At 65.9% G+C, this 12,107-nt stretch carries 9 protein-coding genes; all 9 read left to right on the top strand.

Annotated elements, in window-relative coordinates:
- Positions 1-15: 15 nt before the first annotated feature.
- Genes ACRQHG_RS02495 through ACRQHG_RS02455 form a run of 9 tightly spaced genes read left to right on the top strand, consistent with a single transcriptional unit; the run spans position 16 to position 12,105 of the window.
- The gene (locus ACRQHG_RS02495; RefSeq protein ID WP_284896760.1) at positions 16-1,869 is read left to right on the top strand and encodes a peptidoglycan D,D-transpeptidase FtsI family protein; all 1,854 of its coding nucleotides are present in this window, start codon (positions 16-18) and stop codon (positions 1,867-1,869) included.
- A complete protein-coding gene (locus ACRQHG_RS02490; protein ID WP_435718997.1) occupies positions 1,869-3,464 on the top strand; it encodes a UDP-N-acetylmuramoyl-L-alanyl-D-glutamate--2,6-diaminopimelate ligase in 1,596 nt (531 codons plus the stop codon). The genes ACRQHG_RS02495 and ACRQHG_RS02490 overlap by 1 nt, the downstream gene beginning before the upstream one ends.
- Positions 3,461-4,855 (top strand): UDP-N-acetylmuramoyl-tripeptide--D-alanyl-D-alanine ligase, encoded by a 1,395-nt coding sequence (locus tag ACRQHG_RS02485; RefSeq protein WP_435718996.1) that lies wholly within the window; start codon positions 3,461-3,463, stop codon positions 4,853-4,855. Before ACRQHG_RS02490 ends, ACRQHG_RS02485 begins: the two co-directional genes overlap by 4 nt.
- Positions 4,855-5,940, top strand: coding sequence for a phospho-N-acetylmuramoyl-pentapeptide-transferase (gene mraY / locus ACRQHG_RS02480; RefSeq protein ID WP_016442544.1), 1,086 nt, complete (start codon positions 4,855-4,857; stop codon positions 5,938-5,940). The genes ACRQHG_RS02485 and mraY overlap by 1 nt, the downstream gene beginning before the upstream one ends.
- A complete protein-coding gene (murD, locus tag ACRQHG_RS02475; protein ID WP_284896763.1) occupies positions 5,937-7,547 on the top strand; it encodes a UDP-N-acetylmuramoyl-L-alanine--D-glutamate ligase in 1,611 nt (536 codons plus the stop codon). Before mraY ends, murD begins: the two co-directional genes overlap by 4 nt.
- A complete protein-coding gene (locus ACRQHG_RS02470) occupies positions 7,540-8,778 on the top strand; it encodes an FtsW/RodA/SpoVE family cell cycle protein (protein WP_284896764.1) in 1,239 nt (412 codons plus the stop codon). The genes murD and ACRQHG_RS02470 overlap by 8 nt, the downstream gene beginning before the upstream one ends.
- Positions 8,775-9,866: an undecaprenyldiphospho-muramoylpentapeptide beta-N-acetylglucosaminyltransferase gene (gene murG / locus ACRQHG_RS02465; RefSeq protein WP_284896765.1), complete on the top strand. Its 1,092-nt coding sequence runs from the start codon at positions 8,775-8,777 to the stop codon at positions 9,864-9,866. Before ACRQHG_RS02470 ends, murG begins: the two co-directional genes overlap by 4 nt.
- Positions 9,863-11,218 (top strand): UDP-N-acetylmuramate--L-alanine ligase, encoded by a 1,356-nt coding sequence (gene murC / locus ACRQHG_RS02460; protein ID WP_284896766.1) that lies wholly within the window; start codon positions 9,863-9,865, stop codon positions 11,216-11,218. The genes murG and murC overlap by 4 nt, the downstream gene beginning before the upstream one ends.
- A complete protein-coding gene (locus tag ACRQHG_RS02455) occupies positions 11,215-12,105 on the top strand; it encodes a cell division protein FtsQ/DivIB (RefSeq protein WP_435719392.1) in 891 nt (296 codons plus the stop codon). Before murC ends, ACRQHG_RS02455 begins: the two co-directional genes overlap by 4 nt.
- The last annotated feature ends 2 nt before the right edge of the window (positions 12,106-12,107 follow it).

Genomic DNA, 12,107 nt, shown 5'->3' with positions numbered 1-12,107 from the left:
ACGAAGGACAAGCGCATGAAGGAACTAGCCCGCCGCTGGAAGGCCGCGCAGCCGCACGTACGGCGCGTGCGCACCATGGCGATTATCTTCTTCTTCGCGCTGGGGATCCTCGGGGTGCGGCTCATCGACCTGCAATTTATTCGCGCCGATGCCCTGGCTGCCTCGGCGGATGCTTTCCGCACCCGTACCTACACTCTGCAGGCCAAACGGGGCGATATCGTGGATGCCAACGGGGCGGTTCTCGCCACCTCCGTGGAGCGCTATAACGTGGGCGTCAACCAGAATCTCATCGGCTCCTATCGGCACTACCAAACCGATGACAATGGTGACTACGTTCTGGATGCCAATGACCAGCTCATCGTGGAAGGCACCGGGGCGGCAGAAGCCGCGAAAGTACTCGCACCCCTGCTCGGCGTGGATCGGGCGGAACTGGGAGGCACCCTCCTGGGCGGTGAGAAGAAATCCACTTTCGTGTATATCGCCCGGGATATTTCCCCCGAAAAATGGCGGGAAATCAACGCGCTGGGAATTCCGGGAATCGAACCCGAACAGTTCATGAAACGTGAATACCCCAATGGTTCGGTGGCCGGAAATGTGCTGGGCTACGTGGGGGAAACCGCGGATAACCCGGTGCCCACCGGCCAGGCCGGGATTGAGCGCACCTTCAATGATGCCCTTTCTGGCACGGATGGGCGCCTGACGGTGCAAACCGCCGGAGGCGGCGCCGTCGTACCGAATGGGAAAACCGAACGCGTGGATCCGGTCAATGGTGCGAGCGTGAAACTCACCATCGACCGCGATCTGCAAAACGCCCTCATGGAGTCTCTCGACGCTTCGGTGGACGCCAATGCCGCGGATTGGGGTGCCGCCGTTGTTATCGAAGTGGGGACGGGGCGGGTGCTTGCCCTGGCTGATTCCCATGCCCCTGATCCTTCGCGCCTCCAGGAAGCGAATCCGGATTCCTGGGGTTCGCGCGCCGTGCAGGCGCCGGTCGAGCCGGGTTCCTCCGGTAAGCTCCCCACCTTCACGGCGGCCATCGATACCGGCACCGTCACCCCGCTCACTCAGTTCACGGTTCCGGACACTATCACCATGCCCAATGGCGAAAGCATTTCCGATAACGACCCGCATCCCACCCAGGGCATGACGGTGGCGGGGATTCTCGCCCAGTCTTATAACACCGGGCTCGTCCAGATCGGTGACACCGTGGACGATAACGTGCGCTATGACTATATGCGCAGCTACGGGCTGGGAAGCCCCACGGGGATTGAATTACCGGCCGAATCGAGCGGAATTTTACGCCCGCCGGAGCAATGGGGCCAGCGTGACCGCTACACCACCATGTTCGGGCAGGGCTGGGCGGCCACCACCGTGCAACTCGCTCAGATCGGGGCCACCATCGCCAACGGGGGAGTCTATATCCCGCTCCATGTTGTGGACTCGACCACCGACGCCAGCGGACGCACCACTCCCACCGTTCCCGGGGAAAGCCACCGCGTCATGAGCGAGGAATCCTCACGCACCATGATGAATATGATGCAGGCGGTCACCAATAACCAATCCACCGGATGGCGCGGGAAAGTCCCCGGCTACAACGTGGCTGGCAAAACCGGTACCGCCCAGGTTCCGGACGCTAACGGAAACCTCACCCGCCGCGTGGGTACCTTTATTGCGGCCATCCCGGCCGAAGATCCGCAGATTGCGGTGGCGATAGCGGTCTACGGCGGGGCCGGGGCCGGGTACGGTGGGGATACGGCGGTGCCCGTTTTCGCGAATTTCGCGCCCTTCGCGATGCGGCACCTGGGCGTCCCGCCCAGCACCGTTCCCCTCTTCAAATATCCGTGGTTCTCATCGGAGGTAGGCAACTAGTGAGTGACGAATTCCCTCTTCCGCAGGTGCGTCCGGTGGCGCTGCGCGAGCTTTCCGAGCTTTCCGAGGTGGATGGTGCCGGTTGCGAGGCCCCGCAGACCACCGTTACGTCCGTGACTGCCGTTAGTTCCGTGACCGCCGATTCGCGCGCGGTGCAGGACGGGGCGCTTTTCGCCGCGCTGCCCGGCGCTCACGCCCACGGGGCGCGCTTTGCCCCCCAGGCGGCGCAACGGGGCGCACGCGCCATCCTCACCGACGCCGCCGGGGCCGCTCTCATCGCGCAGGCCGGAGTGGAGCTTCCGCTCCTCGTGGTGGAGGACCCGGCCGCGCACCTGGGCAGCATTGCGGCCCGCATTTACGGGGAACCGGCCGAACACCTGCGGAGTTTCGCGGTGACCGGCACCAACGGAAAAACGACGACGACGTACCTCCTGGACGGCCTGCTCACCGCGCTGGATCGCACCACCGGGCTGGTGGGAACCGTGGAAACAAAAATTGCGGACCTGTGCGCTCCCGCGCATCTGACCACGCCCATGCCCGCGGATCTGCAAGCACTGCTCGCCCTCCTGGTGGAACGGGGCGGCACGGATGTGTCCATGGAAGTCTCCTCCCACGCGCTGGCCCAGCACCGTACCAGCCCCGTGGTCTTTAGCGTGGCCGGATTTACTAACCTCACCCGGGACCACCTCGATTACCACCGCACCATGGAAAACTACTACCAGGCCAAACGCAGCCTCTTCACCCCGGAGTGCTCACGGCGGGCGGTTATCACGGTTGATGATGAGTGGGGCAGGCGCCTGGCGGATGAAACCGAGGTGCCCACCGTGGCCCTCGCCGTGTTCTCTCAACTTGAGGGGAGAAGTGGGTACCAGGTGCGCGATATCAAGCGCGGCCCCGTCACCTCCTTCACCCTGACCCATAGCGACGGCTGGGAGATGACGGTGCGCACCGGCCTGCCCGGAGATTTCAATATCGCCAATACCGCGCTTGCCGTGGCCATGGTGCTGGAAAGCGGGGCGGATCGCAGTGCCGTTGGCGCCGTGGTAGGCACCGGGCTCACACCGCAAGTTCCCGGTCGGATGGAAGTGGTGGGGGCCGCGCCGTGCGTCGTCGTTGATTTTGCGCATAATACCGCGGCGCTGCGCCTAGCGATCACTGCCCTACGCCCCACCACCAGCGGTCAGCTCATCGTGGTAACCGGAAGCGCCGGGGAGCGCGATGTGGACAAGCGCCCCGAGATGGGGCGGGCGGTGGCCGAACTGGCCGACGTCGTTTACATCACGGATGACGATCCGCACGAAGAAGATCCCGCACCGATTCGCGCCGCACTCCTGGACGGGGCGCGCAGCGCGCACAGCCCCGCACGCATCGTGGAGATAGCTGATCGCGCCACCGCCATGCGCACCGCCATCCGTGATGCGGCAGCGGAAGATACCGTGCTGCTGGCAGGGCGCGGGCACGAAACTTATCAACCGGTGGCCGGGGGGCGTAACATTCCGCTGGACGACCGCGAGGTAGCGCGGGTGGCGCTCGCTGAGCGCGCTAGGCGCGGCATCCTCGACAAAAACACGCAAGAAGAGAAAGACACGCAATGATTTCCATGTCCTCCGCGGAGGTTATCGCCGCCGTCGGCGGGACCGCGCTCGCACCGTTGTGCGATACCGAGGTCACCGCGGCGGTTATCGATACCCGCGCCATCACGCCCGGCGCGCTTTTTGCCGCCGTGAAAGGCGCGCGCGTGGACGCGAATACCCTGAGCGGCCAGGCGCGCGCGGCAGGAGCCAGCCTCATTCTCACCGAAGATGGCCAGGCAGCCCGCGCCGGCGGTGCCGAAGCTGAGCGGATTATCGTGGTTGATGATATTCCCGCAGCGCTCGGGCGCCTGGCCCGGCACAACCTTGAGCTGGCCCGCCACCTCAACCCCGACTTGCGGGTTATCGCGGTGACCGGGAGCGTCGGGAAAACCACCACCAAGGATCTTCTCGCCGCCATATGCCGGGAACGGGGGGATGTGGTTGCCCCACCCGGATCGCTCAATAACGAAATCGGCTTACCGCTCACGGTGCTCCGGGTAGGCGCGAACACCGCCACCCTGGTGGCGGAAATGGGCGCCGACCATATCGGCAACCTCGCCTACCTCACCTCCATCGCACCCCCGGATATCGCCGTGGTGCTGGTGGTTGCCCGCGCGCACCTGGGCGAATTTGGTGGCATCGAGAACGTGGCGCGCGCCAAGGCAGAACTCGTGGAAGGCCTGCGCGAGGACGGCATCGCTATCCTCAACGCCGATGATCCGCGGGTGGCGGCCATGGCCGGGCAGGTCGCGAGCGGCCGGGTACGCACCTTCGGGCGCGTGCACCCGGCGGACGTGACAGCAACCGACATTACCCTCGGCAGTGACGGTCGGGCCAGTTTCACGCTCCATATGAACGACGGCGCAGCTGCTGTCAACCTCGGACTCGTAGGAGAACACCAGGTCATGAACGCGCTCGCGGCGGCCACCGCCGCGGCCGCCGCCGGGGTCAGCCTGCCCGCCATCGTGGCGGGGCTATCCAGCGGACCCGCCAGCGCCCACCGTATGGATGTATTCCGCCGCGGCTCCACCCTCATCATCGACGACTCCTACAATGCCAACCCGGATTCCATGCGCGCCGGCATCGCCGCGCTCGGACAGCTCGGAAGCGGGCGCAAAGCCGCAATTCTCGGAGATATGCTCGAACTCGGAGCTGCCTCGCGGGAAGAACACCTCGCTCTCCTTCCGGCCCTGGAAGCCGCCGGGGTGAGCCTCCTCATCGCGGTGGGCCCCCAGATGGCGGCGCTCGCCGAGGCAGCCCGTGACGCCGGTATCACCGCCCGCGCCGTCGGCGCGTGGGAAGAAGCCGAGGCGGAGCTCTCCGATATGCTCAATGAGGATGGGGCACTCCTCATCAAAGGTTCGCACGGTTCGGGCGTGTGGCATATCGCCACCCGCCTCAAGGGGGAATAGTGCTCGCGCTTATTATCGCTTTTGCGGTCTCGCTTCTCGTCACCCTATTCGGGACCCCGCTTCTCATCCGTTTCCTCGTGCGCAAACAATTCGGCCAATTCATCCGCCAGGACGGCCCCACCTCCCACCTCGTCAAGCGCGGCACCCCCACCATGGGAGGCCTGGCCATCGTGGCAGCGGTTGTTATCGGTTACCTGGTGGGCAATATCGGGGCGGGGCGCAGCCCGGGCATGTCCGGGATACTCCTCCTCGGCCTCATGATCGGCATGGCGGGCGTAGGCTTCGCCGATGATTTCACCAAGATTTCCCGCAAACAAAGCCTGGGGCTCACCCCCTGGGCGAAAATCGCCGGCCTGGGGATTGTCGGTGTCGCCTTCGCGGTGCTTTCCCTCATGTTCGCGGATGAAAACAACCGAACCCCGGCATCGATGCGCATTTCCCACGTGCGCGATACCGGCCTGAGTCTCGCCTTCGCCGGTACCGCCGTCGGCATTATCCTTTTCATTATCTGGGCGAATTTCCTTATCACCGCCTGGTCCAATGCCGTCAATCTCACCGATGGTCTCGACGGCCTATCCACCGGTGCCTCCATCATCGCTTTCGGGGTCTACACTCTCATCACTATGTGGCAAAGCAACCACCCCTGCTACGGGCTCGTGGACGCCGCCCCCGGGTGCTACCCCATCCGTGACCCGCGCGATCTCAATATCATCGCGGTGGCCCTCGTCGGGGCACTGATCGGATTCCTCTGGTGGAACACCTCGCCGGCCCAAATCTTCATGGGGGATACCGGCTCCCTCGCCCTGGGCGGCGTCTTCGCGGGGATGTCCATCTACACCCACACCGAATTCCTCGCCGTGCTCATCGGCGGGCTCTACCTGCTAGAAGTCATCTCCGACGTAGTCCAAGTGGGCGTCTTCAAAATGACACGAAAACGGGTATTCCGCATGGCGCCCATCCACCACCATTTCGAACTCAAAGGGTGGAACGAAGTCACGGTTGTGGTGCGCTTCTGGGTGATCCAAGCCCTGTGCGGCTTTATTGCCCTGGGTATTTTTTACGCTGAGTGGTTGATGCAAAGATGAGTGAGTGGCAACATCCGGGCGGGGCGGAACTGGCAGGGCGCCGCATCGCCGTCGTCGGTTTAGGGAAATCAGGGCGGGCCTGCGCGCGGGCACTGACCGAGCTCACCGAGGCACGCGTGAGCGTATGGGACGCCGATATCACTAAGCTCGGGGCGGTCACCGCGCTCCCCGTGGATACTGGCGGCAGTGACCCGACCCCTGCCGAACTGGCACGCAAAGTGCTGGCGTGGCGGCCCGACGTTATTATCCCCGCACCCGCCATACCCGAAATCGGCCCGCTTTTTACGACGGCCGCCGACCACGGTATCGAATTGTGGTCTGAAATCGAACTGGCCTGGCGCCTGCGCACCCATGACGGTGCGGGGCACGCCGCCCCGTGGCTCGCCGTCACCGGCACCAATGGCAAAACCACCACGGTGACCATGGCGGCGCATATTTTGCGCGCCGCGCACCTGGGGGCCGAACCCATCGGGAACGTCGGCAATCCCGCCGTCACCGCCGTGAGCGCCACCGGCCCGGATGCCCCGCGTGCCTTCGCCCTGGAGCTTTCTTCCTTCCAGCTGCGCACCACCCACACCATGGAGCCGGCCGCCAGTATCTGCCTCAATATCGCCGACGACCACCTCGAATGGCACGGCAGCCGCGCCGCCTACGCCGCCGCGAAAGCCCGTATTTACGAACATGTGCGCACCGCCGCGGTATACCCGGTGGGTGATAGCACCGTCCAGAGCATGGTCGATAACGCGGACGTGCGCGAAGGCGCGCGCGCCATCGGCATCACCACCGGCATTCCCGCCGTCGGGCAGATCGGCATCGTGGACGGCCTCATTGTGGACCGTGCCTACGGGAAGCAACGGTGGACTAGCGCCGTGGAGATCGCTTCGTTGCACGACGTCGCCCAGCTGGCTCCCACGACTGCGGCGCTGCCGCGCCACCTTATCTGGGATGCCCTGGCTGCCGTGGCGCTCACTCGGGCCATTGATATTCCCGCGGAGGTGGTGCGCGCCGGCCTCCAGCATATGCGCCCGGGCCACCACCGTATTGAGACGGTGACTGAACGTGCCGGGGTGCGCTACGTGGACGATTCCAAAGCCACCAATGCCCACGCCGCCCTCGCTTCCGTCTCCGCGCTGGCGGAGGGAACCTGCGTGTGGATCGTGGGCGGGCAACCCAAGGGCGCCCGCTTTGAATCCCTCGTGGCACAGGTGCGGGACAAGCTGCGCGCCGTCGTCGTTATTGGCGTGAACCAAGAACCCTGGCACGCGGCGCTGGACGGAGCAAACCTCCCCGTCACCTATATCGATCCGGCGGCTTCCGAACCCATGGCGCGCGCGGTGCTGGCTGCCTCGCGCTACGCACAGGCGGGGGATACCGTGATGCTGGCTCCCGCCAGTGCCTCCATGGACCAATTCACCTCCTACGCGGATCGCGGTGACCGCTTCGCCGCGGCGGTGCGCGCCCTGCCCGCCCCGTCGGAAGGTAGTGCTGTAACGGGGGACGCTGCCCCGGAAGCGGGCAGCACTTCGGCGGGCGCCGGTGCCCCGACGGAGGCGACGGTGCAGGATAACGGTGCACCGGATAGCGCCACGGAGGCACGTCATGCGTGAGCGGACCGAGAAGCCGCAGGCACCGAGTATCCCGGAGGAACGCGTGCGCAACGTCATGCACCGTTCCATCCTCCTTCTCGTGGTGGCCACCGCGATTCTCACCCTCCTCGGGCTCCTCATGGTGTTTTCCGCCATCACCCCCGGGGCGGTACGGGCCGAATACGAAGACGGCCCCAACCTGTTCCGCTCCGCCTACCTCCAGATGGCCTACGCCGCTATCGGCACCGTTTTGGCGGTGATCTGCGCGCGTATTCCCCTCGCTGTTTTCCAGCGCCTGTGGGGCCTGGCCCTCGGCTTCGGGATCCTTTTGCAGCTCCTCGTGCTCAGCCCGATGGGTGCCTCCGTTGCCGGTAACCGCAACTGGATTGCCTTCGGCCCCATCCGGCTCCAGCCCTCCGAATTCCTCAAACTCGCCATGGTGGTGGCCCTGGCCGCGGTGCTCGGGCGCATGGTGCAAGGCGCCCACTTCCAACTCTCCGATTGGAGCGGCCCCATTGCCATCACCGGCGCGTCCATCGGCGCGGTGCTCGTGGGCGGCGATATGGGAACCGCCCTCATCTTCCTCCTCATCGGCGTGGGAATGTTCTGGATGGCCGGTTTCCCGGGCCGCTATTTCCTTATCAGCGGGGCGCTGGGTTTCTTCCTCGTCGTCGTGCTTATTTTCTCCAGCCGGTCGCGCATCACCCGCATCCAAGACTTCTTCCAAAATCTCTTCACGCTTCCCACCGGGCAAACACCCTCCCAGGCTGATTACGCGCTCTGGGCTTTCGGCTCCGGGGGGCCGGGCGGCTCCGGCCTGGGCACCGGAATTGAAAAATGGCCCGGGAACCTCGCCGAAGCACATACCGACTTCATCTTCGCGGTGGTGGGAGAAGAACTCGGCTTCTTCGGATGCGCCGTCGTCATCGTGCTGCTCGGCACCATCGGCTACGCCCTTCTTACCATTTGCATGTACCACCCGCACCGTTTCGGCCGTTTCGTTGCCGGGGGAGCCACCCTGTGGCTATGCGGACAGGCCGTGGCAAATATGTTCGTCGTCACCGGCCTGCTGCCCGTTTTCGGAGTGCCGCTGCCCTTTATGAGTCAGGGCGGCTCCTCTGTCATCTCCTGCCTCATGGCGGTGGGAGTTTGCGTGGCGGCAGCCCTGGCGGTCCCGGGCGTGAAAGAATCGTTCCGGCGCTCCAGCTCACTCGCGGGCCGGGTGCGCGCAGTTATCAGGAGGACTTCGTGACACTAGTGCTCGCCGGCGGGGGAACCGCCGGGCACGTCAATCCACTACTGGCCACCGCCCACGAACTCGCCGGGCGCGGGCACCGTATCCTCGTGGTCGGCACCGCCACCGGTATGGAAAAAGACCTCGTTCCCGCCAGCGGCTTCGATTTCGCCACCGTGGAACGCGCACCGTTCCCGCGCCGTCCCGATAGGGACGCGCTACGTTTCCCCGTGGCTTTCCCGAGGGCAGTGCGCCAAGCCCGCCGTATCCTCACCGCGGCCGGAGCCGAGCTGGCTGTCGGTTTCGGAGGTTTCGCCTCCACCCCCGTCTACGCCGCGGCACGCCGGGCCGACATCCCGGTAGTGGTGCACGAACAAAACGCGCTACCGGGTCTGGCCAATAAACTCGGGGCACGGGGCGCGGCCGCCGTCGCCCTCACCTTCCCCTCCACACCGCTGCGTGCCGCGCGCGGCATCACCCGCACCGTCGGGCTGCCGCTACGCCCCGCCATCGCGGCTCTAGCCAGCGCCGATAGGGCAGCAGCACGCACCGCCGCCGCGGCGCGCCTCGGCCTGGATCCGGGGTTACCTACCCTTGTGGTCACCGGGGGCTCCCTGGGGGCTGCCCACCTCAATGACGTGATGACCGCAGCCGCCCCCCGCTGCGCCGCCGCCGGCGTGCAGGTACTCCATCTGACCGGGCGGGGTAAAGCCGCCGCGGCCCAGCGCACCGCCGCCACTATCCCCAGGTACCACGTGCTCGACTACCTGGAAGAAATGGAACTCGCTTACGCGGTGGCCGACACCGTGGTGTGCCGCGCCGGGGCCGGCACCGTCGCGGAAGTTTCGGCCTTGGGTATCCCCGCGGTCTTCGTTCCGCTTCCTATCGGCAACGGCGAACAGGCGCGCAACGCCGCGGACGTCGTGGCTGCCGGCGGGGCGCTGCTCATCCCCAATTCCCAGTTCACTGCCGATTCGGTGAGCACCGTACTGGGCATCGTCACCGATGCGTCCACCCGCACCCGCATGGCCCAGGCTTCGCGTGCCATCTGCCCGGCCGACGGCGCGGCCCGGCTCGCCGATCTTATCGAGGAGGTTCTCAGGTGACACATATCCATCTCATCGGCATCGGCGGGGCAGGCATGAGCGTAATCGCCGATCTGCTCCACGCCGAAGGCTGGACCGTGACCGGATCCGACGCCCGCGCCTCGGCCACCACGGAGCGCCTGGCAGATTCCGGCATCACCCTGTGGATCGGAACGGAACCGGAACGCCTCAGCGCCGACACCCTCGTGGCGGTCTCTTCCGCCATCCGGGAAGATAACCCCGAGCTCGCGCGGGCCCGCCAGCTCGGTGCCCGCGTCATCCACCGTTCCCAAGCCCTCGCCCTCGCGAGCGGGGATCGCGATTTCGTGGCGGTCGCCGGAGCGCACGGGAAAACCACCACGTCGGCAATGCTGGCGGTGGCACTGGAGGAAGCCGGTCAGGCACCGTCCTGGGCGATTGGCGGGAGCGTGCGCGGGCACGGCTCCGGAGGCCACCTGGGCACCGGGAAGGTTCTCGTTGCCGAAGCCGATGAATCCGATGCTTCCTTCCTCAACTACCGGCCCCGTATCGCCCTGGTCACCAACGTCGAACCCGATCACCTCGACCATTACGGCAGCCGGGAAGCTTTCGAAGAAGCCTTCGCGGAATTCGCGCGCTGCATCGTGCCCGGCGGGCTCCTCATCGTGTGCGGCGACGACGCAGGTGCGGCCCGCCTGGGCGCTCAAGCGGTGAGCGAAGGTATCCGGGTGGTCAGCTACGGGCGTGGCGCCCCGCTCCCTGGCGTGGAATTCCACGTGGCCCTCGAGGACGGGGCGCTACGGTGCGGGGAAAGCCGCGCCCCGCTTTCCCTTCAGGTTCCCGGATCCCATAACGAACTCAATGCGGCCGGGGCGGCCGCCGCCGGTCTGGAACTGGGCGTGAGCCTGGCGGATATGGCGCGCGGCCTGGCGGCTTTTACCGGAACGGGGCGGCGTTTTGAGCTGCGCGGCGAGGCTGGGGGAGTGCGACTCTTCGATGATTACGCCCACCATCCCACCGAAGTGGAAGCCACCTTGCGCGCCGCCCGCGCCGAGGCCGGGCAGGGCAGCGTGCGAGTTCTCTTCCAACCGCACCTGTATTCGCGCACCCGCAATTTCGCGGATCGTTTCGCCACCGCTCTCGAACTGGCCGATACCGCCATTGTTACCGCCGTATACGGGGCCCGCGAAACGCCCTTCGACGGTATCGAAGGCGATATGATCACCTCCCGCATGGGAAACGCCGGGCATTTTATTGCCGATAAACACGAGGCCGCGCGGGTGCTCGCAAAAAGCGCGAAGCCGGGAGATCTGCTTCTCACCATGGGGGCTGGTGATGTGACCGCGCTGGGGCCCGAGATCCTGGCGGCACTGGGGGAGGGGACGGCGCGGTGAAAGAACCATCCCGGCGCCGCTCCGCGCGCGATATCAATCCGCACGCGGAGATCACCTACGTTCCCACCGCAGCCACCGCCCCGGTGGTGTACGACGACGGCGACGCCCCGCTAGCCGACCTAGGGAGCACCACCACGGTATCCCTGGACGAGCGCCTCGAAGAAAAAGCTTCCGAGAAACGCCGGGTACGCTGGCGGCGCCTCGGGGTGGTTGGTGCGGTACTCGCCGCGCTTGCCGCACTGGCCTGGGTGATTTTCTTTAGCCCGCTGCTGGCTTTGCGGGCCAGCGATATTACCGTCTCGGGTATCCCCGCGAACGCGGCGGTGACGGCGGAAGACGTCACCGCCGCCCTCGCCGAACGCTCGGGAATCCCGCTCCCACGCCTGGATACCGAAGCGCTCGCCACCGACCTGAGTACCCAATTCCCATCTATTAAAGAAGCGCAGCTGCGCCGCAGCTACCTCCACGGACTTGAGGTCACCCTCACCGTGCGTGAACCGGTGGCCTGCCTGGTGGGCAAAGGAGCATGCTCCGCCATGGATCGGGACGGCGTGAGCTTCCCGGTCCTCCCCGAGGTGGAAGCCAGCCTCCCGCGCGTGAGCCTGAGCCCCGGGCCGGCCACCCGCTCCGAGGATGGTAGTGACGGCCCGGGTATCCGCATCGCCCTCGATGTGCTGGCCAGCCTCAAGGACGATGTCCGGGCTCAGGTAGCCGGGGTGTCAGTGAGCGATAGCGGGCGGGTCGGACTCGATCTCAACTCCGGGCAGAAAGTGATCTGGGGGGATGCCCAGCGTTCCGATCTGAAAGCGGCCGCACTGGCCACCGTGATTACCGTTCCTGGCCAGGTGTACGACGTGTCAGAGCCCACCGCCGTCGTCGTTCATTAATC

Source organism: Actinotignum vesiculae (assembly GCF_051267215.1).
In the GTDB taxonomy this organism is placed as follows: domain Bacteria; phylum Actinomycetota; class Actinomycetes; order Actinomycetales; family Actinomycetaceae; genus Actinotignum; species Actinotignum schaalii.
The sequence above is the reverse complement of the archived record's forward strand: the minus strand, read 5'-3'. Positions and strand labels throughout refer to the sequence as shown.

What these genes read in the sequence shown, in the direction of transcription:
- murD (WP_284896763.1), top strand. Translation starts at nt 5,937, where the DNA reads ATGAGTGAGTGGCAACATCCGGGCGGGGCGGAACTGGCAGGGCGCCGC.
- ACRQHG_RS02485 (WP_435718996.1), top strand. Translation starts at nt 3,461, where the DNA reads ATGATTTCCATGTCCTCCGCGGAGGTTATCGCCGCCGTCGGCGGGACC.
- ACRQHG_RS02495 (WP_284896760.1), top strand. Translation starts at nt 16, where the DNA reads ATGAAGGAACTAGCCCGCCGCTGGAAGGCCGCGCAGCCGCACGTACGG.
- ACRQHG_RS02470 (WP_284896764.1), top strand. Translation starts at nt 7,540, where the DNA reads ATGCGTGAGCGGACCGAGAAGCCGCAGGCACCGAGTATCCCGGAGGAA.